Source organism: Cupriavidus taiwanensis LMG 19424 (assembly GCF_000069785.1).
Lineage (GTDB): Bacteria > Pseudomonadota > Gammaproteobacteria > Burkholderiales > Burkholderiaceae > Cupriavidus > Cupriavidus taiwanensis.
Genome location: NC_010528.1, coordinates 3,169,444 through 3,193,105 on the forward strand (window position 1 = coordinate 3,169,444; position 23,662 = coordinate 3,193,105).

Annotated in this window: 22 protein-coding genes and 1 tRNA gene; 11 read left to right on the forward strand and 12 right to left on the reverse strand. The window is 67.5% G+C overall.

Translation table 11 applies throughout. The features are described from left to right. Positions 1 to 90: 90 nt before the first annotated feature. Positions 91 to 3,696, forward strand: a complete 3,606-nt coding sequence (locus RALTA_RS14660; RefSeq protein WP_012354187.1) for an indolepyruvate ferredoxin oxidoreductase family protein — start codon at positions 91 to 93, stop codon at positions 3,694 to 3,696. A gap of 252 nt (positions 3,697 to 3,948) precedes the next feature. On the opposite strand, the gene RALTA_RS14665 is transcribed toward RALTA_RS14660, so the two are convergent. Continuing rightward, entirely contained in the window at positions 3,949 to 4,560 is a 612-nt protein-coding gene (locus RALTA_RS14665) for an HD domain-containing protein (RefSeq protein WP_012354188.1), read from the reverse strand. A 144-nt stretch (positions 4,561 to 4,704) separates the two neighbouring features. On the opposite strand from RALTA_RS14665, the gene RALTA_RS14670 reads away from it, so the two are divergent. From RALTA_RS14670 to RALTA_RS14685, 4 genes are all read left to right on the forward strand, one after another. Further along, positions 4,705 to 5,055 (forward strand): GFA family protein, encoded by a 351-nt coding sequence (locus tag RALTA_RS14670; protein WP_012354189.1) that lies wholly within the window; start codon positions 4,705 to 4,707, stop codon positions 5,053 to 5,055. Between the two features lie 4 nt (positions 5,056 to 5,059). After that, complete coding sequence (locus RALTA_RS14675) at positions 5,060 to 5,479, forward strand: VOC family protein (protein WP_012354190.1); 420 nt, start codon at positions 5,060 to 5,062, stop codon at positions 5,477 to 5,479. Positions 5,480 to 5,578: 99 nt separating this feature from the next. Further along, a complete protein-coding gene (locus RALTA_RS14680) occupies positions 5,579 to 6,874 on the forward strand; it encodes an MFS transporter (protein WP_012354191.1) in 1,296 nt (431 codons plus the stop codon). Continuing rightward, positions 6,871 to 8,070 (forward strand): MFS transporter, encoded by a 1,200-nt coding sequence (locus RALTA_RS14685; protein WP_012354192.1) that lies wholly within the window; start codon positions 6,871 to 6,873, stop codon positions 8,068 to 8,070. Before RALTA_RS14680 ends, RALTA_RS14685 begins: the two co-directional genes overlap by 4 nt. A gap of 68 nt (positions 8,071 to 8,138) precedes the next feature. Here RALTA_RS14685 and RALTA_RS14690 read toward each other — a convergent pair whose 3' ends face one another. Then, positions 8,139 to 9,023 carry a DODA-type extradiol aromatic ring-opening family dioxygenase gene (locus tag RALTA_RS14690; protein WP_012354193.1) on the reverse strand — a complete coding sequence of 295 codons (885 nt, stop codon included), beginning with the start codon at positions 9,021 to 9,023 and terminating at the stop codon, positions 8,139 to 8,141. A gap of 272 nt (positions 9,024 to 9,295) precedes the next feature. On the opposite strand from RALTA_RS14690, the gene RALTA_RS14695 reads away from it, so the two are divergent. Both RALTA_RS14695 and RALTA_RS14700 read left to right on the forward strand, forming a co-directional pair. Continuing rightward, positions 9,296 to 9,628 carry a hypothetical protein gene (locus RALTA_RS14695; protein ID WP_012354194.1) on the forward strand — a complete coding sequence of 111 codons (333 nt, stop codon included), beginning with the start codon at positions 9,296 to 9,298 and terminating at the stop codon, positions 9,626 to 9,628. Between the two features lie 79 nt (positions 9,629 to 9,707). After that, a complete protein-coding gene (locus RALTA_RS14700) occupies positions 9,708 to 11,018 on the forward strand; it encodes an MFS transporter (RefSeq protein WP_025586020.1) in 1,311 nt (436 codons plus the stop codon). Positions 11,019 to 11,091: 73 nt separating this feature from the next. Here the strand turns inward: RALTA_RS14700 and RALTA_RS14705 are convergent, their stop codons facing one another. Beyond that, positions 11,092 to 11,448: a DUF2314 domain-containing protein gene (locus RALTA_RS14705; RefSeq protein WP_025586021.1), complete on the reverse strand. Its 357-nt coding sequence runs from the start codon at positions 11,446 to 11,448 to the stop codon at positions 11,092 to 11,094. Positions 11,449 to 11,553: 105 nt separating this feature from the next. On the opposite strand from RALTA_RS14705, the gene RALTA_RS14710 reads away from it, so the two are divergent. After that, positions 11,554 to 12,180, forward strand: a complete 627-nt coding sequence (locus tag RALTA_RS14710; protein WP_012354197.1) for a DNA-3-methyladenine glycosylase I — start codon at positions 11,554 to 11,556, stop codon at positions 12,178 to 12,180. Positions 12,181 to 12,542: 362 nt separating this feature from the next. Here the strand turns inward: RALTA_RS14710 and RALTA_RS14715 are convergent, their stop codons facing one another. After that, on the reverse strand, positions 12,543 to 13,487 hold the full coding sequence (locus RALTA_RS14715) for a cation diffusion facilitator family transporter (RefSeq protein WP_012354198.1): 945 nt from the start codon (positions 13,485 to 13,487) through the stop codon (positions 12,543 to 12,545). Between the two features lie 218 nt (positions 13,488 to 13,705). Between RALTA_RS14715 and RALTA_RS14720 the strand changes: the two genes are divergently transcribed. Further along, positions 13,706 to 13,957 (forward strand): hypothetical protein, encoded by a 252-nt coding sequence (locus RALTA_RS14720; protein ID WP_012354199.1) that lies wholly within the window; start codon positions 13,706 to 13,708, stop codon positions 13,955 to 13,957. A gap of 8 nt (positions 13,958 to 13,965) precedes the next feature. On the opposite strand, the gene RALTA_RS14725 is transcribed toward RALTA_RS14720, so the two are convergent. Then, positions 13,966 to 14,688 (reverse strand): aspartate/glutamate racemase family protein, encoded by a 723-nt coding sequence (locus RALTA_RS14725; RefSeq protein ID WP_012354200.1) that lies wholly within the window; start codon positions 14,686 to 14,688, stop codon positions 13,966 to 13,968. A 715-nt stretch (positions 14,689 to 15,403) separates the two neighbouring features. On the opposite strand from RALTA_RS14725, the gene RALTA_RS14730 reads away from it, so the two are divergent. Both RALTA_RS14730 and RALTA_RS14735 read left to right on the forward strand, forming a co-directional pair. After that, a complete protein-coding gene (locus tag RALTA_RS14730) occupies positions 15,404 to 17,440 on the forward strand; it encodes a hypothetical protein (RefSeq protein WP_242405235.1) in 2,037 nt (678 codons plus the stop codon). 202 nt (positions 17,441 to 17,642) lie between these two features. After that, positions 17,643 to 18,674, forward strand: a complete 1,032-nt coding sequence (locus RALTA_RS14735) for a hypothetical protein (protein WP_012354202.1) — start codon at positions 17,643 to 17,645, stop codon at positions 18,672 to 18,674. Between the two features lie 93 nt (positions 18,675 to 18,767). On the opposite strand, the gene RALTA_RS14740 is transcribed toward RALTA_RS14735, so the two are convergent. The 7 genes from RALTA_RS14740 to soxZ all read right to left on the reverse strand — a co-directional run bounded on the left by RALTA_RS14740 (position 18,768) and on the right by soxZ (position 23,649). Further along, a tRNA-Ala gene (locus RALTA_RS14740) sits at positions 18,768 to 18,843 on the reverse strand. Positions 18,844 to 18,916: 73 nt separating this feature from the next. After that, positions 18,917 to 20,638 (reverse strand): thiosulfohydrolase SoxB, encoded by a 1,722-nt coding sequence (gene soxB / locus RALTA_RS14745; protein ID WP_012354203.1) that lies wholly within the window; start codon positions 20,636 to 20,638, stop codon positions 18,917 to 18,919. Positions 20,639 to 20,695: 57 nt separating this feature from the next. Beyond that, the gene (locus RALTA_RS14750) at positions 20,696 to 21,190 is read right to left on the reverse strand and encodes a TlpA family protein disulfide reductase (protein ID WP_041232223.1); all 495 of its coding nucleotides are present in this window, start codon (positions 21,188 to 21,190) and stop codon (positions 20,696 to 20,698) included. Between the two features lie 5 nt (positions 21,191 to 21,195). Continuing rightward, a complete protein-coding gene (soxX, locus tag RALTA_RS14755) occupies positions 21,196 to 21,858 on the reverse strand; it encodes a sulfur oxidation c-type cytochrome SoxX (RefSeq protein ID WP_012354205.1) in 663 nt (220 codons plus the stop codon). Positions 21,859 to 21,877: 19 nt separating this feature from the next. Then, positions 21,878 to 22,702, reverse strand: a complete 825-nt coding sequence (soxA, locus tag RALTA_RS14760) for a sulfur oxidation c-type cytochrome SoxA (protein ID WP_012354206.1) — start codon at positions 22,700 to 22,702, stop codon at positions 21,878 to 21,880. An 82-nt stretch (positions 22,703 to 22,784) separates the two neighbouring features. Then, positions 22,785 to 23,240 carry a DsrE family protein gene (locus RALTA_RS14765; protein ID WP_012354207.1) on the reverse strand — a complete coding sequence of 152 codons (456 nt, stop codon included), beginning with the start codon at positions 23,238 to 23,240 and terminating at the stop codon, positions 22,785 to 22,787. Between the two features lie 97 nt (positions 23,241 to 23,337). Then, positions 23,338 to 23,649 carry a thiosulfate oxidation carrier complex protein SoxZ gene (soxZ, locus tag RALTA_RS14770; protein WP_012354208.1) on the reverse strand — a complete coding sequence of 104 codons (312 nt, stop codon included), beginning with the start codon at positions 23,647 to 23,649 and terminating at the stop codon, positions 23,338 to 23,340. Between the last annotated feature and the right edge of the window lie 13 nt (positions 23,650 to 23,662).

Below are 23,662 nucleotides of genomic sequence, written 5' to 3' on the forward strand. Positions count from 1 at the left end.
CCACCCCGGGCCTTCACAAGAGGCGACGAGGCGGTTGCCCACAACTGCAGGTTTCGGTGATCCCGACAGCACGCCCATAGAGGAGCACGCATGAATGCCCCCCTGACCTCGCCGGTCAGCGACGCCATCCGCCAGGCGCTCGCCAACGTTTCCCTCGAAGACAAATACACGCTCGAACGCGGCCGCATCTATATCAGCGGCACCCAGGCGCTGGTGCGCCTGCCGATGCTGCAGCAGGAACGCGACCGCGCCGCCGGGCTGAACACCGCCGGCTTTATCTCCGGCTACCGCGGCTCGCCGCTGGGCGCGCTCGACCAGTCGCTGTGGAAGGCCAAGAAGCACCTGGCCGCGCACAACATCGTGTTCCAGGCCGGGCTGAACGAAGACCTCGCCGCGACCGCGGTGTGGGGCTCGCAGCAGGTCAACATGTACCCCGATGCGAAGTTCGACGGGGTCTTCGGCATGTGGTACGGCAAGGGGCCGGGCGTGGACCGCACCGGCGACGTGTTCAAGCACGCCAACTCCGCCGGCTCGTCCCCGCACGGCGGCGTGCTGGTGCTGGCCGGCGACGACCACTCGGCCAAGTCCTCGACGCTGGCGCACCAGTCCGAGCACATCTTCAAGGCCTGCGGCCTGCCGGTGCTGTATCCGTCCAACGTGCAGGAGTACCTCGACTACGGCCTGCACGGCTGGGCCATGAGCCGCTACTCGGGCCTATGGGTGGCGATGAAGTGCGTGACCGATGTGGTCGAATCGTCGGCCTCGGTCGAGCTGGACCCGCACCGCGTGGAGATCGCGCTGCCGGGTGACTTCATCATGCCGCCGGGCGGCCTGAATATCCGCTGGCCCGATCCGCCGCTGGAGCAGGAAGCGCGGCTGCTCGACTACAAGTGGTACGCCGGCCTGGCCTATGTGCGCGCCAACAAGCTGGACCGCATCGAGATCGACTCGCCGCACGCACGCTTCGGCATCATGACCGGCGGCAAGGCCTACCTCGACACGCGCCAGGCGCTGGCCGACCTGGGCCTGGACGACGCCACCTGCGCGCAGATCGGCATCCGGCTGTACAAGGTGGGCTGCGTGTGGCCGCTCGAAGCCCATGGCGCGCGCGCCTTTGCCGAAGGGCTGCAGGAAATCCTGGTGGTCGAAGAGAAGCGCCAGATCATGGAGTACGCGCTCAAGGAAGAGCTGTACAACTGGCGCGACGATGTCCGCCCCAAGGTCTACGGCAAGTTCGACGAGAAGGACAACGCCGGCGGCGAATGGTCGATCCCGCAGGGCCACTGGCTGCTGCCGGCGCACTACGAGCTGTCGCCGGCGATCATCGCAAAGGCCATCGCCACGCGCCTGGACAAGTTCGACCTGCCGGTGGACGTGCGCGCGCGCATCACCGCGCGCCTGGCCATCATCGAGGCGAAAGAAAAGGCATTGGCCACGCCGCGCGTGGTCGGACAGCAGAAGGCCGAGCGCAAGCCGTGGTTCTGCTCGGGCTGCCCGCACAACACCTCGACCAACGTGCCCGAGGGCTCGCGCGCGCTGGCCGGCATCGGCTGCCATTACATGACGGTGTGGATGGACCGCAGCACCAGCACCTTCAGCCAGATGGGCGGCGAAGGCGTGGCGTGGATCGGCCAGGCGCCGTTTGCCGGCGACAAGCATGTGTTCGCCAACCTGGGCGACGGCACCTACTTCCATTCGGGCCTGCTGGCGATCCGCGCGTCGATCGCCGCGGGTGTCAACATCACCTACAAGATCCTGTACAACGACGCGGTGGCGATGACCGGCGGCCAGCCGGTCGACGGCCAGCTGTCGGTGCAGGACATCGCCTGGCAGGTGCACAGCGAGGGCGCGAAGCAGATCGTCATCGTGACCGACCAGCCGGAGAAGTACAACGCGGCGATCAAGCTGCCCCAGGGCATCGATATTCATCACCGCGACCAGCTCGACCGCGTGCAGCGCGAGCTGCGCGAGGTGCCGGGCTGCACCATCGTGATCTACGACCAGACCTGCGCCACGGAAAAGCGCCGCCGCCGCAAGCGCGGCACGATGGAAGACCCGCCGCGCCGCGCCTTTATCAACGATGCGGTGTGCGAGGGCTGCGGCGATTGCTCGGTCAAGTCCAACTGCCTGTCGGTGGAACCGCTGGAAACCGAGTTCGGCACCAAGCGGCAGATCAACCAGTCGTCGTGCAACAAGGATTTCTCGTGCGTGAACGGCTTCTGCCCCAGCTTTGTCACCGCCGAGGGGGCGCAGGTGCGCAAGCCCGAGCAGCATGGCGTGTCGATGGACAGCCTGCCGCCGCTGCCTGAGCCGCAGCTGCCGGCGATCCGCCGTGCCTATGGCATCCTGGTCACCGGCGTCGGCGGCACCGGCGTGGTGACGATCGGCGGCCTGCTGGGCATGGCCGCGCACCTGGAAAACAAGGGCGTCACCGTGCTCGACATGGCCGGGCTGGCGCAGAAAGGCGGCGCAGTGCTGTCGCACGTGCAGCTGGCCGCGCGCCCCGACGACCTGCATGCCACCCGTATCGCCATGGGTGAGGCCGACCTGGTGATCGGCTGCGACGCCATCGTGTCGGCCTCCGACGAGGTCATCTCCAAGACCCAGGCCGGCCGCACCCGCGCCGTGGTCAACACCGCGCAAACCCCGACCGCCGACTTCATCAAGAACCCGAAGTGGCAGTTCCCAGGCCTGTCGGCCGAGCAGGACGTGCGCAATGCGGTGGGCGAGAAGTGCGACTTCATCAATGCCTCGGGCCTGGCCGTGGCGCTGCTGGGCGACGCCATCTACACCAACCCGCTGGTGCTGGGCTACGCCTGGCAGAAGGGCTGGATCCCGCTGACGCTGCAGGCGCTGGAGCGCGCCATCGAGCTGAACGGGGTGGCGGTGGAAAAGAACAAGGCCGCGTTCGACTGGGGCCGCCATATGGCGCACGACCCGGAGCACGTGCTGTCGCTGAGCGGCAAGCTCAGGAGCACCGCCGAAGGCGCGGCCGTGGTCAAGCTGCCGGCATCGACCGGCGCCCTGCTCGACAAGCTGATCGCGCGCCGCGTGGAACACCTGACGGCGTACCAGGACGCGGCGTATGCCAGCCGCTACCGCGAAGCGATCGAGCGCGTGCGCGCGGCCGAGAGCACGCTGCTGGGCAGCGGCAAGGCCCTGCCGCTGACCGAGGCGGCGGCGCGCAACCTGGCCAAGCTGATGGCGTACAAGGACGAGTACGAAGTGGCGCGGCTCTATACGGACCCGGCCTTCCTGGACAAGCTGCGCGCGCAGTTCGAGGGCGAGCCCGGGCGTGACTACCAGCTCAACTTCTGGCTGGCACCGCCGCTGAACGCAAAGCGCGACGACAAGGGACACCTGGTCAAGCGCAAGTTCGGCCCGTCGACGATGAAGCTGTTCCGCGTGCTGGCGAAGATGAAGGGGCTGCGCGGCGGCATCTTCGACATCTTCGGCAAGACCGAAGAGCGCCGCACCGAGCGCGCGCTGATCGGCGAATACCGTGCCTTGCTGGATGAGCTGGTGGCGGGCCTGAATGCTGCCAACCACGACACCGCGGTGGCGCTGGCCAACCTGCCAGAGGATATCCGCGGCTTTGGCCACGTGAAGGAAAACAACCTGAAGGCGGTGCGGGTACGCTGGGCGAAACTGCTGGAGCAGTTCCGGCATCCGGAGACGGCGCAGCGGGCGGCTTGAGGCGGCTTCTTCCCCTCTCCCGCTTGCGGGAGAGATTGCCGCATGTGGCCCATGCCGACTTGCCCCAGGAACCGTCGGCTGTCGTCCCCGCGAAGGCGGGGACCCAGTGGCTTTCTGTCCCCCGCAGGGGGACTTTAAAGACGCTGGATTCCTGCCTTCGCGGGAATGACAGTGGTATTGAATCCTTGAGTGGTACCTGCCCTCTCCCCATGAGGGGAGAGCAAACGCAATCGGTTCGGGTCAGTCGTCGGCTTACGCCTGCGCCAGCGTCGTTTCCCCGGGCTTCACATACATCGAGTGCTTCGGCTGCGACAGCACCCTTCGCACCATCGGCTCGAAAAACGACAGCGGCAGCGTGTCGTAGTCGGTCATGAAGGCGGCGGCATCGTACTTGCGGCAGAACTCAGCGGTGCGCTCGAACAGCTCCGGCTGGCTGCGGTATTGCTCGCGCAGGTTGCGATCGAGGCCGAGATGATGGAAGAAATAGTAGCCCTGGAACACGCCGTGCTTTTCCACCATCCACAGGTTCTCGGCGCTGACGAAAGGCTTGAGGATGGCGGCGGCGATATCGGGATGGTTGAAGCTGCCCAGCGTATCGCCGATATCGTGCAGCAGCGCGCAGACCACGTACTCCTCGTCCCGCCCGTCGCGGTGGGCGAGCGTCGCGGTCTGCAAGGAATGCGTGAGCCGGTCCACCGGAAAGCCGCCGCAATCGCCATCGAGCAGGCGCAGGTGCGCCAGCACGCGGTCAGGCAGCGCGCGTGCGAACGGCATGAACTCGGCGGAGATGGCGGCCCAGTCTTCGCGGGTGCCATGTTCCATATGGCTGAAGGTGGCGCGTGCGGGCGTGTGGGTGTCGCTCATGCGGGTCTCCTTTTGTGGGTGCAGGCATTGTGGCACCCGTGACCGGACTACACTGTCAAAAACCAAACAATGTGCCGGCATATTGCGGCGCAGCAGCGTTGCTGAGATGCCGGGGCGAACGGACCCAGTCGCAAGGAGACAGACATGACCTTCAACGGAAGCTGCCATTGCGGCAACATCGCCTTCGCGGTCGAGGCCGACAGCATCCCCAGCGTGATCCGCTGCAACTGCTCGATCTGCCGCCGGCGCGGCCATCTGCTGTGGTTCGTGCCGCGCGCGACCTTCAAGCTGGAGACGCCCGAGAACAACGCCTCCACCTACCGCTTCAACACCATGAAGATCGCGCACCGCTTTTGCCCGGTGTGCGGCTGCGGCCCGTACGCGGATGGCCAGGACAAGGACGGCAAGCCGATGGCCGCGGTCAACGTGCGTTGCCTGGACAATGTCGACCTCGACAGCCTGAAGGTCATCGACTATGACGGACTGCACCACTGACCCCGTGTTCCGCATCCTCGGCCTCGACCACCTGGTGTTGCGCAGCGCCGATGTGGCCACGCTGCGGCGCTTCTATGTCGACGTGCTGGGCTGCAGTGTCGAGCGCGAGCAGGCCGACCTGGGCCTGACCCAGTTGCGCGCGGGTGCCGCCCTGATCGACCTGGTCGCGCTCGACGGTCCGCTGGGCCGCGCGGGCGGCGCCGGGCCGGGCGAGGAAGGCCGCAACCTCGATCATTTCTGCCTGCGCATCGACCCGTTCGACGCCGACGCGCTGCGCGCGCACCTGGCGCGGCATGGCCTCGATGCGGGCGACGTGGCGCAGCGCTTCGGCGCCGAAGGCAAGGGTCCCTCGCTGTATGTGCAGGACCCCGACGGCAACGTGGTCGAGCTCAAGGGGCCGCCCACGCCGGTGACCGCACAGTAACGCGCGTGGCGTCCGGCGCGGCGCGCGCAGGATCGCTACAATTTCTGACTGGCCCCAGGCGCGCCGCATCCGTGGCGGCCCTCCCCCGCCGGGCCCGCCATGACCACACTTGAAGCCAGCCCCGGCACGGACGCTGCCGACCACCGCCAGGATGCCAGCGCGGCCCGCACCGGGCCCGCGCAGCCCGCCACGCCGCCGCGCCGGCTGGTGTGGATCCTCGGCCTGACCGAGACCATCTCCTGGGGCACGCTGTTCTTCGCCTTCACCGTCTTCATCGATCCCATGATCCGCAGCCTGGGCTGGTCCAAGCCTTTCCTGGCGGGCGGCTATTCGCTGGGGCTGCTGGTGTGGGCGCTGTGCTCGTTCGCGGTCGGCCGGCTGCTGGACCGCGCGCCGGCGCGCAAGGTGATGGGCGCGGGCTCGGTGCTGGCCGGGCTGGGCCTGCTGCTGTGGGCGTGGACGCCGTCGCAGTCCGTGTTCCTGCTGATGTGGGTGCCGCTCGGCCTGGCCATGGCGACCACGCTGTACGAGCCCGCCTTCGTGGTGCTGCGCCAGGCCTATGGCGACCAGTACCAGAAGCCGATCGTCGCGGTCACGCTGATGGCCGGCTTTGCCAGCACGATTTTCGTGCCACTGGCGCAATGGCTGGTGCTGCATGTCGGCTGGCGCCCGACCCTGGTCGGCTTTGCCCTGCTGAACCTGCTGGTCTGCGCGCCGCTGCATGCGCGCATGCGCTACGCGCTGCATCCCTCCTACACCGGCACCGGGACGGGTGCCGCCGAGGGCGTCGCCGGCGGCCACGACATTGCCCGCGCCACGCTGCGCCAGCCGGTGTTCTGGGCGGTGGTGCTCGCCTTTACCGCGACCGCGGTGGTGGCGTCGCTGCTGGGCGCGCACCTGATCCCGATGCTGACCGAGAAAGGCATGCCGGTGGCGCAGCAACTGGCGGTCGCGGCGCTGATCGGGCCGGCCCAGGTGGCGGGGCGCATGCTGATGATGCGCGCGGGCGTGCGCCACCCGGTGCGGCTGTCGCTGCCGGTGTATGCGCTGATGAGTGCGGGGCTGCTCTGCTTTGCGCTGGGGCATGGCGCGTGGCTGATGGTAGCGGCCGTACTGTACGGCTGCGCCAACGGCGTCAACACCATGCTGCGCGCGATGGCCATGCCGGAACTGATCTCGCGCCACCACTACGCCACGCTCAACGGGCTGATGATGACGCCGGTGCTGCTGATGCAAGCGGCGGCGCCGTGGCTGGGCGCGCTGCTGTGGCGCGCGGCCGGGGGCTACTGGCTGATGCTGTGGGTGATGCTGGCACTGGCGCTGGCCGCGCTGCTGGCGTTCGGCTACGCGCTGCACCGGCGCGGGCTGCTGCGCGTGGAGGCGGGCCGCCCATGAGCGGATCCCCCGCGTCCGCCGCCGCGCTGCCTGCCGGCCAGGTCGCGCGCGCCACGCGCGGCACCATGGCGCTGTTCTTCGTCAACGGCGCCACCTTCGCCACCTGGGGCGTGCACATCCCCACCATCAAGGCGCGCTTCGGCCTGTCCGACGCGATGCTGTCGCTGGCGATGCTGGCGGTGGCCGGCGGCGCCATCATGGCAATGGGCCCGGTCGGGCGCTGGGTGGCGCGCGCCGGCAGCGCGCGCGCCTCGATGGCCGGCGGGCTGCTGTTCGCGCTGGCTACCGTCGCCATTCTGGCGATGCCGTCGTTCTGGCTGCTGCTGCCTGCGCTGCTGGCCTTCGGCATGGCCAATGCGGCGTTCGATGTCGCCATGAACGCGCAGGCCGCGACCGTTGAGGCCAGCCGCGCGCGCCCGGTGATGTCGTCGCTGCACGGCATGTTCAGCCTGGGCGGGATGGCGGGCGCGGGCTTTGGCGGCCTGATGCTGGCGCTGGACGTGCCGCCGCTGGCGCATGCGGCCCTGATGGCCGGCGTGACTGCGGCGGTGGCATTGGCCACGCTGCCGGGCCTGCTGGCCGACCATCCGGTGCCGCCATCCGCGCCACATCATTGCGACCATGCGGTGCGGGCGCTATGGCTGCTGGGGCTGCTGGCGTTTCTCGGGCTGATTGGCGAAGGCGCGATGTACGACTGGACCAGCGTCTATATGCGCGACGTGGCACGGGCGCCCGACGGCTGGGTCAGCCTGGGCTATGCCGCGTTCTCGGGCGGCATGGCGTGCGGGCGCTTCGGCGGCGACCGCCTGCGCGCGCGCCTGGGCGACAGCGCCACGCTGACCGGCAGCGCGTGGCTGGGCTTTGCCGGCATTGCGCTGGCGCTGGCCGTGCCGCTGCCGCTGGCCGCGCTGGCGGGCTTTGCCTTGATGGGGCTGGGCGCGGCCAATATGGTGCCGATCTTCTTTGTCGCCGCGTCCCGGCTGCCGGGCGTGGCGCCGGCCGAAGCGATTGCGCGCGTGGCCCGCTTCGCCTATGTGGGGCTGCTGCTGGGGCCGGTGCTGATCGGCGGCGTGGCGCATCTGGCCAGCCTGCGCGCCGGCCTGGCGCTGGTGGCGCTGACCATGGGCTGGATCGCGCTGGCGGGCGCGCGCTCGGCGCGGTGCTACCTGCCGCCGCGCGCGCCGTCGGGCCGGTAAGCCTCCAGACCTTCAGACCTTCAGACCTTCAGACCCTCAGACCCTCAGACCTTCAGACCTTCAGACCTTCAGGCCGCGGCGCGCAGCGGTGCTCCGGCGCCCATGCCCTCGAACACGAAGCTGTCCATCGCCAGCACGCCATAGGTGACCTCGTCGGCGACCCGGGACACCGTCGCCGGCCCCGGCAGCGCTGCATGCGCGCCCTCCGGGCCGAGCGCCGCGCCCAGCGCCACATAGAACGGCAGCAGGTGCTCGTCGGTCGGGTGCGCCCGGCGGGCATACGGCGCCTGGGCACGGTAGTCGGCAATCTGGCCGATGTCGCCGGTGGCCAGGGCCTGGTCCAGCGCTTCGGCCATCCACTTGCGGAACGCCTCGACATAGGGCTCGGCTGCCGGACCGTGCTGTTCGCGGCGACCGCCGCCAAACACTTCCTGCAGGTTGTGCGTGAAGCTGCCGGAGGCCAGCACCAGCACGCCTTCGTCACGCAGCGGCGCCAGCGCGCGCCCGATCGCGATCTGCGTCGCGGGCGGCAGGTAAGGGTTCAGCGCCAGCTGCACCACCGGCACGTCGGCATCGGGAAAGAAGTGCCGCATCGGCATCCAGGCGCCGTGGTCCAGCGGGCGCTCGTCGTCGTGGCCGACAAAGCCCGCGCCCGGAATCGCCGCCGACTCGACCAGCACCTTGACCCGCGCCGCCAGTTCCGGCGAACCCGGCACGTCATAGCGCAGCGCGTACAGCTCGCGCGGGAAGCCGCCGAAGTCGTGCCAGGCCTCCTGGCGCTCGCGGCTGGTGACGGCCAGCGTGCTGTAGATCCAGTGCGCCGAAATCACCAAGACCGCGCGCGGGCGCTGCGCGCGCAGCCGGGCGCCGAGCGCCTCGAACGCGGCGCCGGTGGGGCCGGGATCGATGGCCAGCATCGGCGAGCCGTGGGAGATATAGAGCGAGGGAAGCATGGCAATACCGCCTTCAAACGGTTTGTGTACTGGCTTCCAGTTTGGCAAAGAACGGCGGCGCTCGCGGACGCCGTTTGCGGACACGTCATGCAAAAAAATTGAACCGCGGGGCTCTCCGTGGCGCGGCCCACACAAGTCGCGCCGAGCCCGCACCGCGGGTGTTGCGAGAGGCTTATGCTGCAACCGGAAGCCCGCCATACACACGCTCCGCGGGGACTTCCGCAACCCACAACGCCACGGCGCTTTTCCCGCGCGGATGGCAGGAGACTGAGGTGGCATCGCGCAATCCGCGCCGCGCCGGACGGCATAACCCCATCCCCGGTCACTGGTGGCAGCCGGGGGTCTACGGCAGCATGCCCGCTGTGGCGCTGTGGATCCTGGCGCGGCTGCCGGCCGGCCTGCTGCTGTCCGTGACCGGCACGCCGGCCGCACCCGCCTGGCTGAACGGGGCCGGGGACACGGTGTTCGTGGCCGGCTGGGTGACCAGCGCCCTGCTGCTGTGGCTCACGCGACGCCGCCCTGCCCCCGCGGTGTCCGCCGAGGCTGTTCCCGCGAAGCCGCCAAAGCCGGAATCCCGCGCCACTGAGCCCGCACTGCCCGGCTGAAGTCGCGCGCGCGACGGCGCGCAGGCCTGCGATTAAGGAATCGCTTAATATGGCGGTTTCCCCGCATGACCAACGCTTCATGACCGCGACTACCGTCCCCGTTCCGGAACTGACCAACGCCACCCGACGCAAGGCAATCATCGCCGCTACCATCGGCAATGGCCTGGAGTGGTTCGATTTCACCGTCTACAGCTTCTTCGCTGTCATCATTGCCAAGCTGTTCTTCCCCACCGGCAATGACCTGACCTCGTTCCTGCTCACCGTCGCCACCTTTGGCGTGGGCTTTTTCATGCGCCCGGTCGGCGCCATCGTGCTGGGCGTCTATGCCGACCGCGTCGGCCGCAAGGCGGCGCTGACGCTGACCATCCTGCTGATGGCGCTGGGCACGGCCATCATCGGGCTGGCCCCGACCTACGACCAGATCGGCCTGTGGGCCCCGGCGCTGATCGTGGTCGCGCGCCTGATCCAGGGCTTTTCCGCCGGCGGTGAAGTGGGCGGCGCCACCGCCTTCCTGATCGAGCACGCGCCCGATGCCGAGCGCGGCGCCTATGCCAGCTGGCAGCAGGCCAGCCAGGGCATCTCGTTCATGCTCGGCGCCGCCATGGGGGCGCTGGTTACCAACGGCCTGTCGCCGGAACAGATCGACGCCTGGGGCTGGCGCATCCCGTTCCTGTTCGGCCTGCTGATCGGGCCGGTGGGCATGTATATCCGCTCGCACCTGCACGAGCCGCCGGAATTCGAGGCGCGCCAGGCCGCCCGCCAGGCCGCGAAGGTGAAGTTCTCGCCGCTGTCGCAGGTGCTGCGCGACCACCCCCGCGAAGTGCTGGCCGGCCTGGGTGTGACCATCCTGTGGACCGTCTGCACCTACGTGCTGGTGTTCTATATGCCGTCGTACGCCAAGCAGCAGCTGGGCCTGCCGCTGGGCGCGACCTTCCAGTCGACCGCGCTGTGCGGCGCCATCATCCTTGTGCTGTGCCCGCTGATGGGCATGCTGTCGGACCGCGTCGGCCGCAAGCGCATGTTGGGCGTGGTGGCGTTGCTGATCGGCGTGCTCGCCTATCCGCTGTTCCACTGGCTCAACGTGACGCCGACCACGCAGACGCTGCTGCAGGTGCAGATCGTGCTGGGCATCCTGCTGGCGGCCTTTACCGGCCCCGCGCCCGCGGTGCTTGCCGAGCAGTTCCCGACCGAAGTGCGCTCCACCGGCCTGTCGCTGGCCTATAACTTCGCCGTCACCATCTTCGGCGGCTTTGCCCCGCTGATCGTGACGTGGCTGATCGAGTCGACCCACAACAAGCTGGCGCCGGCCTACTACGTGATCGCCGCCGCCGCGGTGAGCTTTGTCGCGCTGGTGTTCATGCACGACCGGACCGGCAGGAAGCTGGCCTGAGCGCGCCGCGCGCCCGTGCAAGAAGCAAAGCCAGCCGCGAGGCTGGCTTTTTTGTTGCCCCCCGGTGGCCCGCTCAAGCGTCCTCGTCGCCCTCCCGATAGATATGGATCACATGCCGCGCCTCGAAACACAGCGGCATGCCGGGATTCATCTCGTCGGTGCAATAGGGCTGGTTGTCGAGTTCGCCGGTATAAAGCGCCCCTTCGCGCCCCGTGACATTGACCCACATCCGCTCGACGTGCACTTCCTCGTTGCCGTCCTCGTCCGCGACCAGGATGCGGAAGATCAGCTTGACCTGCTGGCCCGCGGCAAGCGCGTCGCGTTCCGCGCGCGGCGGCATCCAGAAAGTGTCAGGGTGGGCGACGGCGATGGGCTCGGCGTCGTCGAGCTCCCATCCGTCCTCGTCCAGGGTGGTCAATCGCATGTCCATTTTCAGCCTTCCGCAATCTCTCAGGTGCGGGCATGATCGCAGCAAACGCGCCGGCCGGCGAGAGCCCGAGCGGCGCCCTATTCATTCAATACTGGAAAGGTACGCATGACGAGCAACAAGGAAGCGCTGGCCGCGCCGGTGCGCTGCGGCTGGTGCGGCACGCTGGAGGACTATTGCCACTACCACGACACCGAGTGGGGCTTTCCGGTGGCCGACGACCGCCGGCTGTTCGAGAAGCTGTGCCTGGAAGGGTTCCAGTCCGGCCTCAGCTGGCTGACCATCCTGCGCAAGCGCGACGCCTTCCGCAAGGCTTTTGCCAATTTCGACATCGAGAAAGTGGCGCGCTTCACCGAGCGCGATATCGCGCGCCTGCTGGGCGATGCCGGCATCGTGCGCCATCGCGGCAAGATCGAGGCCGCGATCAACAACGCCCAACGCGCCCGCGAACTGCTGGAAACCGAGTCCTCGCTGGCGGCCTACTTCTGGCGCTTCGAGCCCGATCCGGCCAGCCGGCCCAAGGTGCTGACGCCCGAGGTGCTGCGTACCATGGCCACTTCGCCCGAATCCACCGCGCTGTCCAAAGACCTGAAGAAGCGCGGCTGGCGTTTCGTCGGCCCCACCACGATGTATGCGCTGATGCAGGCCATGGGCCTGGTCAACGACCACCAGGAGGGCTGCGCCACGCGCGCGCACGTGCTGGCTGCGCGCAAGGCGTTCAAGGTGCCGCGCTAGCCTGTATACGGGCCTCGGCGTATACATGGCAGCCAGACCCTGTCGACCAGACACCACCGTCGCGCGCAAAGGTCCTGGCTGTCGTCTTTATATTGTTTACGTATGTAAACATAGTAGTAGTAGGTAAACCGGGCTCCGGGCCGTGGATAAGTCACCTTTTCCCTTCTGGCTCAGTGACTTGCAGCAAAGATAACGGCTCCGGGATAACCCTGATTTGCCGGGACAAGACGGCCACAGGGTATACATCTGCCGCGCGCCCCCGGTAGTTGTCCGTATACGTCCCACAGCGCGTCCCCAGGCGCGACACAGCTTGTCCGGCGGGTTATCCCCAGGCTCGGGCAAAGCTGTCCACAGCCGCCGGCTCAACCATCGGCAGTGCGGGCGCCCACGTATACCGGGTCGACGTGCGTCATCACATTCAGCACATGATGGTGCTCCAGCGTGCGGCGCCGCGCCTCGACCGCTATGGCATGGCCCTGCGCGACGGTCAGGGTGGCGTCGATCTCCAGATGTACGTCGACCAGCACCTGGTCGCCCATCTTCCGCGTACGCAGGTCGTGCAGGCCAAGCACGCCGGGCGTCGCCAGCATGGTGGCGCGGATGGCGCTGACGGTCTCGTCGTCGGCGGCGCGGTCCATCAGGTCGTTGAGCGCGTCCCAGCCGAAGCGCAGTCCCATGCGCGCCACCATCAGCCCGACCACGATCGCCGCGACCGGGTCGAGGATGTGGTAGCCCATCAGGTTGCCGCCGATGCCGAGCGCCACCACCAGCGACGACGCCGCATCCGAGCGCGCATGCCAGGCGTTGGCCACCAGCATGCTCGACCGCACCCGCCGCGCCACGGCCAGCATGTAGCGGAACAGCAGTTCTTTGGACGCCAGCGTCGCCAGCGCCACCCACAGTGCCACCGGCTGCACCGGCTGCGCGCCGCCCGCGGACTGGAGCTTGCCCAGCGCCGCCCATAGCATGCCCACCCCCACCGTCAGCAGCAGCACGCCCAGCGCCAGCGAGGCGCCGGTCTCGAAGCGCAGGTGGCCGTACTGGTGATCGGCATCCGGATCCTTGCGGCTTTGCCAGGCGGCGGCCAGCACGACGAAGTCCGAAAGCAGGTCAGACAGCGAATGGGCGGCGTCGGCGATCAGCGCCTGCGATCCGGAGATCACGCCCGCGACAGCCTGCACGGCGGTCAGGCCGATATTGACCGCTACGCTGACCAGCGTGCTGTTCCGCCCGGCGCGATGGCGTGCCTCGGCTTGTGCCGCGGGAGTGAGCTCATCGTCGAGCAGGCTGTCCGGTTTTGGGCGCATGCGGGAGGAGTTTGCATCCATCGGGTGACTATAGCCGAACCTGCGTGGAGCTCGGTGGAGCACAGCGCGGTGCTAGGTGGTGATGGCATCGTGCCGATTTCGTAACAGCGCTGGCTAACTTATTGCGCCGCCTTTACCGTAGAAAGGACGGGCACCGCACGGAAGGTGCGAACCAGCGCCAGCGGGCGCACCCGGTCTTTGCAAGGAGGGCTCTCACGATGGCGATCCGTTCGCTAGCCTCGCACAGCACATCCCAGCTACGCCGCCTGATCGGACAGATGCAGGCCGAAGTCGACGCACTCGAAAACCTTTCCACGCCCGATGCCGATGCGCAAAGCCGCCTCGGCTATGCCACCGGCCGCCTGCGCGACGGCATTGAAGCGGTCGAGGATGCCCTGCAGTCGCTGCGCGCGCTGCAACAGGTACGCCCCTCGGCGATGAAGGCCAGACGCCCGACGCGCGTGGCCTAGGCGGCGCATTACGCGTCTGCGACGCCTGTCGGGGCAGCCCCTGGCGATGCCGCCGGTCCCTGGCGCAAGGCCAGCCCCAATGCGCGGGCCAGTGCCTCGCACGCGGCCGGGATGGGCCCAATCACGGGAACCGCAAAGCGCCGTTCCAGGGCTCGAGCGGCCTCGCCAAGGGGCCCGCCGCCGATAATCACGGCCTGCGCGCCGTCGTCGATACACGCCTGCACCGCGCCCGCTAGCCGTTCTTCCTGCTGCTGCGGCGCACTGGCCAGCGCGCGCGGGTCGCCATCGGTGAAGCGTGCGCCGGTAAACCCGGCCGCCAGCCCATACCCGCGCACGGCGGATTCGATCGACGCCGCCAGCCTCGGCGTAGTGGTGGCGATGCCAAAGCGCCGCCCGCCCGCCGCGGCGGCACGCATCGCGGCTTCGCCGATGCCCACCACCGGCACCGCCAGCTGCGCGCGTAGCGCGTCGAGGCCCGGATCGCCGAAAGCTCCGACGATCACGCCCCCGGCAAGCCGCGCCAGCCGAAGCATGTCGGCGTCATTGACCGCGCCGGCAGCCACCGCCAGATCTCCATCGTCAACAATCATCGGCGCGCCGCGCGCAGCCGTCGCGCCGACCACGGCCGGCGGGGCCGCCAGCTGCTGCCCGAACCAGGCGCGCGCGATGCCCACCATCATCTGCGTGGTGGCGGTGGAGGTATTCGGGTTGACCAGCAGGATATGGCGCATTCACGTCTCTAGGGGTGCTGGACGGCGCACGGCGCAGTCGGCTGAGTACCTGGGTGCGGCGCCTGCGGTTCGCGGGCGTCCGCAACGATTTCCTCGGTGCTTGCCGGGGACAAGACGGCTCTGATGCACAGGGTCGTTCAATAGCACCGGGCGCGCGCCCGGGTCTCTAAGAGGCTCAACGATAACGTATGGCGATGCGCGAAGCGAGTGGCAGGCGCCGGCCTGGGCGACCGCTGCGCGTGGCGCTTAACGCCGCCTGCAGCTGGCATTCATGTGGGATGCAGGTGGCATTAACCCACCGTGCCGCTGGCGTTGTGCCGGCATTTAATGCGCGCCTCGACTCGTTTCAAACCCCCTCAATTTCGGTTTTTTTAGCCTCGTAAATCGCGCGCGATGATATTTCCGCGTACGGAAGGCTGTCCACAAATCGAACAAATCCTTACATGTGATCCAGCCGCGAGTAATCGTTACGTCGCAACTGCGCACCGCATTAGTGCACAGGTGCCCCGCCCGAAAATCACACGTAACCCATTGTTACTGTCCTGTACGGTCTCGGACACGTGCCCCTAGTATCGCCGCTGCCGGGTTTTCCAAGGGGTTAACCCGATCCGCTTTTTATGCCACTGCAATTCGTCGCGCACACTGCAAACCGGCACAAGAACGGGCGTGGTGATGTTTATTCACTTTCATCTTTTATCCATTCACTTAAAAATCAATGACTGGGAAAAATCTACCTCGCGATAACCCATCCGACCTGCGCCGAGCGCGCAATTCTTACATTCTGCCGAGCCTGAACTTCCTGGCTGCCGCCTGCGCCGCTGTGGTGCTTACGGCATGCGGCGGCGGCGGCGACGATGCCGCCACCTCCGGTAGTACCTCCGCAACCGAAGCTTCGCGCGGTCAGGGCAAGCCGTCAAAAACAACCCAGCCGGTAAAAACCACCCAGGTTGCAGACGAGATTTTCGACGGTTCTGGCAATTTGAATGCCGACGAATATGTCGCCATTGCCTCGGATTATTCCGGCGAAAAAGCCATGGCTTATCGCTACGGCGCGAGTAATTCCGCCGCCGCAGCAGTTGGTACGGTATGGAAACCGGACGACAAGACCTTTTACCCGCACGGCAATACCTGTTACCAGCAGGATTACCCGGGCGCCACGATGGATACCAGCACCAACGTGATCTATCAGCTGGGTAACATCGACTGCGCCCGCAATGATTACGGCAGCAACATGGGCGACGTGATTTTCCGTGCGGACTCCGCTTCGGACTCCGGCGTCACGCCGCTGCTGACGCTCGCGCTGAGCGCCGGCACCATTGCCGAAAAGCCGCAGACCCCGTGGTTCTGGGGCCATACGACCACCAATCCGCTGCTGAAGGAACACGTCACGGCCAACGGTGGCGCGATGCCGACGCAGCCGATCGCCATGGGCCGCTGCAGCGAGCACGATTGCGCACAATCGCTGGTGGCTTTCCAGAACGGCCTGATTGCCTCGGTCGGCATGAATACGGCTTCGCACTCGGCTTCGGTGAAGCTGCCGGAGGGCAAGGTGCCCACGGCAATCGCCATTACGTCGAATTCCGAATTTGCCCTGGTGACCATCTGGGACACCAAGAACCTGAAGGGCCAGGTGGCGGTGATTGCGCTGGGCAGCCTCGCCGACGGCAGCCAGGTGGGCGGTCCGTATGACTCCAGCGATATGTCGTGGCATGGCCTCTATCCGGGCTTCCGCAACATGTCGAACTTCGTCTTCATGAAGCTGCTGGGCTTCGTTGACCTGCCGGATATGAAGGCCCCGACGGAGATTTCCGCCGTGACCGACTTCAGCACCATGCAGGACAACACCACCCAGGGCTGGATGCGTGACCCGGTGGGTGACCGCGGCGCGAGCCTGGGTCGCGACGAAGCGACGCCTGGCCTGAGCGAAGCCAACCAGAAGAGCTACGCCGTGGGTGGCGTCAACGCTGACCTGATCTCCCGCGCCGGTGTGGCCGCAGTGATCTCGAAGTCGGAAAAGAAGGTGGTGTTCCTGGACCTGAAGCCGCTGTTCGACAAGGTCAACAACACCTACTTCGAAGGCAGCTTCAGCGATCTGCAGAACACCCTGAACAATACCGGCCTGGAAGACTCGCAATGGCCGCAGACTTTCTCGGTGGACAACTACGCTCCGACCATCGTCAAGACCATGGACCTGGCCGAAAAGCCGACCGCGGTTAGGGTCTCGATGCTGGCCAACCCCGGCCAGGCCTGGGTGGCGACGGAAGACGGCGTGATCCACGCGATCTCGGTGGCTGGTGTGCAGTCCGGTACCAACCTCGATCCGGAACTGATCAAGGAAGTGACCAGCCTGCAAGTGGGCAAGAACCCGACCAGCATGATCCACCAGGTGAATCGCGAGAGCTTCGGCAACTCGAACACCAAGCTGTGGGTGGTGTCGCGTGGCGAGCAGAAGGTCCAACTGGTCGACATGGCAAAGCTGACGGTCGAAAAGACGCTGCAGGATTCGCGTATCGTCGACCCGATCACGGTGTCTGAAACCCAGCAAAGCCCGCTGCTGACCAGCGTGATCTCGGTGACCGACTATTCCGGCAAGCAGGTGCTGAACTATCGCTATGCGCCGATCAACCTCCAGGGCGGGAACAGCCCGATGTATATCGGCGTGGGCCAGTCGGGCAATGAACAGTTCGAGTTCGGCGGTTCCTATGCGGTGGCCGGCAAGCCGTTCAACTTCACCCAGAGCAATGTACCCTGAGCGCCATGTCAGCCTGAAGCGCGCCGGTTGAACCCGGCAAGCTTCTCCCCCTGATAGTGCTTGTTCGAGGCCCGCACGGTTCGCCGTGCGGGCCTTTTCCATTGGGCAGACGCCGCCTGCGCCGTGACGCCGCGTGCGCTGGAGCACAGATGTCCTGCCGGGGGACATGACAACCTCGCCCTATGCGCAAGGAGCCTGTCCCATGCCGAATCCGTCCGCCCACGACCCGAACGCCAGCGGCACCGCCGCCCCGATCAGCCTGGTCGCGCCCGGCGAAGGCGGCGTCAGGGACTATGCCCAGACGCTCAACGGGCTGTTGCAGGGACATCTGGTCGAAGCCACGCCGGACCTGCCGGCTGCCGCGCTGGCCGGCGCCGACGTGATCCTCCATTACGTGGGCTACGGCTACGCCAGGCGCGGCACGCCGCTGTGGCTGCTGCGGCGCCTGCGCGAGGCCCGGCCGCACATGCGCCGCCTCGGCATCTTCTTCCACGAGCTGTATGCCGACGGCGCCCCATGGCGCTCGGCGTTCTGGCTCTCACCGGTGCAGCGCTACATTGCCGCCGAACTGGCATCGCTGTCCGACTTCTGGGTCACCAACCGCGAGGGCTCGGCGCGCTGGCTCAACGCCCACGCGCCGGCGCGGCCGCATCGGGTGCTGCCGGTGTTCTCCAATCTGGGGGAAAGCGGCACGCAGCAGCGGGACCGGCAAGCCGCCGTGGTGGTGCTCGGGGGCCCCGCGCTGCGTGCTCAGACTTACCAGGAGGCTGGCGACGCCCTGTTCGACTGGGTGGGCCGTGCCGGTTTCACGCTGCATGATGTCGGACCGCCCCTCGGCGACGCCGGCCTCGCCGGGCGCATCGCCCGGCGCGGCGCGGTGGTGCACGGCCGGGTCGAAGCCGCCGAAGCGGCACGGCTGCTGTCGGCATCGACCTATGGCGTACTGGCCTACCCGGTCGACTATGCGGCCAAGAGCGGGGTATTCGCCGCATACTGCGCCCACGCAATATGCCCCGTGCTGCTGTCCCGCAGCAGCGGCGTGCACGATGGCATCACGCCCGGGCATTACCTGCCTTCGATCGACGCCATGACGCCGGACCTGGGCGCTGCCTCGCGCATCGGCCGGGCGGCCAACGCCTGGTATGCGCCGCATGCGCTGCGGCACCACGAGGCCGGGTTCAGGGAATTGCTGGGATTGGAAACGCTGCCGGTGCAGGTCGCTGCGGCGTTGTGAGGGGTGACGGCGGGAACGCCGGCAACAAAAAACCCCGGCAGCCTGGCGACTCCGGGGTATTCGGTATGTATTGCGCGATGTTGCGAAGAATCCTGGTGGACCGAAGGAGGATCGAACTCCCGACCTCTGCATTGCGAACGCAGCGCTCTCCCAGCTGAGCTATCGGCCCGTCGCGGAGGATTGTAGCGTACTTGGGCGGCGCGCTTCAATCCTCCGCGCGCCCATGCGTGCTGTTTGCCACATCACGCCGCGATGCCGGCATTGCCATCCATGCCGCGCACCCGCGGCAGGTTCAGCGGGCGCGCGCTGACTTCGCGGGTGCTGCGCAGCCACTGCGCCATCACGTCCCATACCGGTGCCCCGCCTGACTCCCGCGCTTCCTCGGCGACCGGCGCCCAGCCCGCCACCTTGTAGGTCTTGCCAGCCTCCAGCGGCTTGCCCGCCAGGCGCATGTCGGTGATGCGCTTGCCCATGCCGGCGGCGGGATCGATGGTGTACTGCAGGCCGCCGACGCGCACCATGTCGCCGCCCTGCTGGTAGTACGGGTCGGGATTGAACAGGTTGTCGGCCACGTCTTCGAGGATGGTCTTGATGGTCTCGCCGCTCATCTGCGTCACCGTGGTGTACGGGTACGTGATGGCGGTCTGGTCCATCAGGTGTTCCATGGTGATGGCCTGGCCCGGCAGCAGCGTGGTGCCCCAGCGGAAGCCGGGCGAGAACGCGATCTGCGCGCCCTGCACCTGCATCAGGCCGTCCAGGATCAGCTGGTCGAAGGTGCCGTTGAAATTGCCGCGGCGGTACAGCAGGCCCCGATTGACGGCGAGGACCTCGGACAGCTTCTTTTCGTACGGCGCCCGCACCTTGCTGATCAGCGCGTCCATGGTCGGGTCGGCCGGCAGGTAGTTGGCGAACACCGGCAGCAGCCGGTAACGGAAATCCGCCACCTTGCCGCCTTTCACGTCGAAATCGAGCACGCCCAGGAACTTGCCGTTGGAGCCGGCATTGGTGACCAGCGTGGTGCCGCCGGCGTTCTTTACCGCCACCGGCGCGGGCACGCCGTCATGGGTGTGACCGCCGAGGATGGCGTCGAGCCCGCGCACGCGCGAGGCCAGCTTCAGGTCGACGTCCATGCCGTTGTGCGACAGCAGCACCACTGCCTGCGCGCCCTTGCCGCGGGCCGCGTCGATGACCTGCTGCAGGTTCTCTTCCTGGATGCCGAAGGTCCAGTCCGGCACGAAGTAGCGCGGGTTGGCGATGGGGGTGTACGGGAACGCCTGGCCGATGATGGCCACCGGCACGCCGTTGATCTCGCGGATCACGTACGGATCGAACACCGGGTCGCCGAAGTCGTTGGTCTTGATGTTCTGCGCCAGGAAGGCGACCTTGCCCTCGAAGTCCTTGTCGACGATTTCCTTGACGCGGTCGGCGCCGAGCGTCATCTCCCAGTGCGGCGTCATCACGTCCACGCCCAGCGCCAGCGCGGCATCGACCATGTCCTGCCCCTTGGTCCACAGCGCCGTGGCCGAGCCCTGCCAGGTATCGCCGCCGTCGAGCAGCAGCGCGCCCGGCCGGCCCGCCTTGAGCCGCTTGACCAGCGTGGCCAGGTGCGCAAACCCGCCGACCTTGCCGTAGCGGCGCGCGGCCTCATTGAAATCGAGATACGTGAACGCATGCGCCTGCGGCGTGCCGGGGCGGATGCCGTAATGGCGCAGCAGCGCGTCGCCGACCAGGTGGGGCGGCTTGCCGGCATAGTCGCCGATGCCGAGGTTGACGTTGGGTTCGCGGAAGTACACCGGCCGCAGCTGCGCGTGGCAGTCGGTGAAATGCAGCAGGTGGACGTTGCCGAAGCGCGGCAGGTCGTACATCGACTCGGCGGCCTGCGCGGCGAGCGCGTCCTGGTGGGGGAAAGTCATGCCGCCGGCGCCGGCGATGGCCAGCACCTGCAGGAACTCGCGTCGGTTCATGTCTCGTCCTGTGGATAAGTGCGTGCCGGTGGGCGCATGGCGTCCGGCATCGCGTCGCTATGGCTTGGCGTAACGCTCCAGCGCAGCCACGTCGTCTTCGAGCATCTCGCCCACTTCCTTCTGCACCACGCGCCCGCGCGCGTCGATCACGTACAGCTCCGGCAGGCCCTTGCGCTTGCCGAACACGGCCTGCAGCGCGGGCGAATCCATCGTCGCGGGGAAGGTATAGCCGCGCTTGTTCATGTAGTCGGCGGCCTCGCGCGGGTCCTTGTCGATGCTGATGGCCAGCACCTGCAGCGGCGTGCCGCGCGTGCGCTCGTACAGCTTCTGCAGGCGCGGGTTCTGCATCGCGCAGAACGGGCACCACGTGGCCCAGTATTCGACCACCAGCGGCTTGCCGGCCAGCGCGGCCGCACTCAGCGTGCGGCCGTCGAGCGTGCGGACTTCGGGCAGGCGCACGGTGTCGCCCACCTCCAGCGCGGCAGCGCCGGCCGCGGCCATGACCAGGCCCGCAGCCAGCAGCGCGCGCAGCAGCATGGCGGGCGCGCGCATCGGCGTTACTGGTTGACCGGCGAGGCCGGGTCGAGCAGCAGCGCCATCACGTCGCGGATCTGGGCCTCGGTCAGGATGCCCTTGTGGCCGAAGCGCGGCATGTTGGAGCAGGCGGCGTAGGCGCTGGAGTCCCAGATCTTGCCCCAGGTGTACTGGATGACCTCCTGCGAGTTGCCGCGCAGCTTGCCGTACTGGTACAGCGACGGTCCGATATTGCCGAACGAGATCTCGGCCTTGGTCATCTGGTGGCAGGCGTAGCAGTTGCCGCCATTGGTGCCGCCGACCTGGTCGGTGAACTGCATGCCGCGGCCGTTCTGCGCGACCTTCTCGCCTTCCTTCCAATCGCCCAGCCATTTGTCGTCGGCCGGATACTTGACCTGCTTCAGCTCGGCGGCCTCGATCTTCTTGGCTAGCTTTGCCGGCACCTTGGTGCGGTCCGGGTACTGGCTGCAGGCCTGCTGCATGCCGTCCTGGTTCAGCACGCCCTCGACCGTGACCGGGCCGCGCGAAGAGAACGAGTCTTCGATCAGCTGCTTCATGTCGGCACCGCTGACGGCGGCGGGCTTGCCCTTGGCGGGGCGGGGCTTCGCGCTGTCCTGCGCATACGCGCCGGTTGCCAGCAGGGCGGCGAGGGCCGCGACGGCCACTGCCTTGGTATGTTGTTGCATGTCGTCTCTCCCGTACTGGTCAGCGCTTCATCGCCGGGCCGTCGTAGGTCCCGCCGTTGGCGTTCTTCGCCAGGAACATGGTCAGCGCGGTGATCACGTCCGAGCCATAGGCGGGTTCGGGAAAGCGCTGCTGGCGCAGGCAGTCGTACAGGCGGTGCTGCATGGTGCGGACCTCGCCCTGCGACACGCGGTAGGCGGGCCAGGTGGTGTAGGCCGCCTGCGCGCCCTTGTCGGTCAGCAGGTTGGGCAGGTCCTGCAGGCGGATGCGCTGGCCGTCCACCGCGTGGCAGGTGGCGCAGGCAAAGTCATAGGCGCCGCCCCGGTAGAAGAACATCTTCTCGCCCAGCGCATAGGTGCGCTTCTCTTCCGGATGGCTGAGCTGCACGTTCATCTTCACGCCGCGCGATTCGCCAGTGAGGTAGGCCACCAGGCGTTCGATGTCCGAAGGCTTGCCCGACGACGAGAACGGGTTTTTGGTGGCCTCTTCCTTGCTCAGCCCCTGCAGCGTCATGCGGCAGTGGGCCAGCCGCTGCTCCAGGTCCATCACCTTGTTGGTGTCCTTGAAGTAGCGCGGCAGCTCGGCGTAGGCGCCCTTGGTCACGCCCGGGCCCTTGCCCAGGTCGCATTGCTCGAGCGAGGCGTTCTTCGGGCCGGCGGGCTTCTTCCACAGCTCTTCGCCGGCGGCTTCCCACAGTTCGGCGGGATTGCCTTCGGCCAGCATCTGGCGGTATTTGGCGATTTCGTCGGCGGTGCTGCCCTGCGCGTGCACGGCGGCAGCGGCGGCGGTGGCGGTGGCGGCCAGCGCCAGCACTGTGCGCCGGGCCAGGCTTGGGATCGGTTTCATGGGGCTTCCTCCTCGCGGCCGCGCCTTGCGGGGCGGGCCGATTCTTCTGTCTTGTCTTGCCGTCAGGCCGCGCCAGCCCGGCTCAGGGCTTGATATACGCGTAGCCTTCCTCGGCCTGCAGGCGGGCGATCTCGACCACGCCGGCCTGGACCACCTTGGCTTCCATCAACAGCTGCGATTCACTGATCTTGCGCGCGGTCAGCGTATTGCGGCACACGCGGAACTCAACACCGTCCGCCGCGAGCGCGCCAACCGGGCTCTCGAAGCCGTTGCCGCGCGCGTCCTTGGCGCCTTCGACCAAAAAGTCGATGCCGTAGCCGAATGCGACCACCACGATCCTGGTGCCGGGGGCGCCATTCAGGTGGTTGCGCAGGTTGCCCATCGCGCGCACCGCCTGGTCGATGCCTTCCGACAGCTGGTACACCACCTTCACACGCCCGCCCTTGCCCGCGCCTGTCGGCGCCGACTGGGCCGAGGCCCTGGCCGCCAGGCCGATCGCGGCCAGCGCCGCCGATGCTCGAATAAATGCTCGCCGCATAATGCTCCTTCGGGCCGGGTCCGTCCCGGCATTCCGCCCCGAACCTTAGCAGAGGACGGCGCGGCGTGCCGGGGTCATGCAGGCGTCGCCGCGCGGCTCAGGCGATGGTGGACTCGTCGGTGCGCTTGTCGCCCTTGTTGTCGGTCCAGGTGACGGCGACCTTGTCGCCCTTGGCGCCGCCCTTGAACTTGAAGTTCAGGAACGGGTCCTTGGATACCGCCGGGCCGAACTGGGCGCGGAACACTTCCTTGCCCTTGCACTGGGCGGTCACGGTCTGGATATGCCAGGCCGGGACGACCTTGCCGGACGCATCCTTGCGCTGGCCGGTCTCCATGTCGTGCTTCATCAGAATCTTGACGTCCACCACGCCGCCGTTTTCGGTGGCGCGTACGCGCATCGGGTCTGCCATGTGTTTCTCCTGT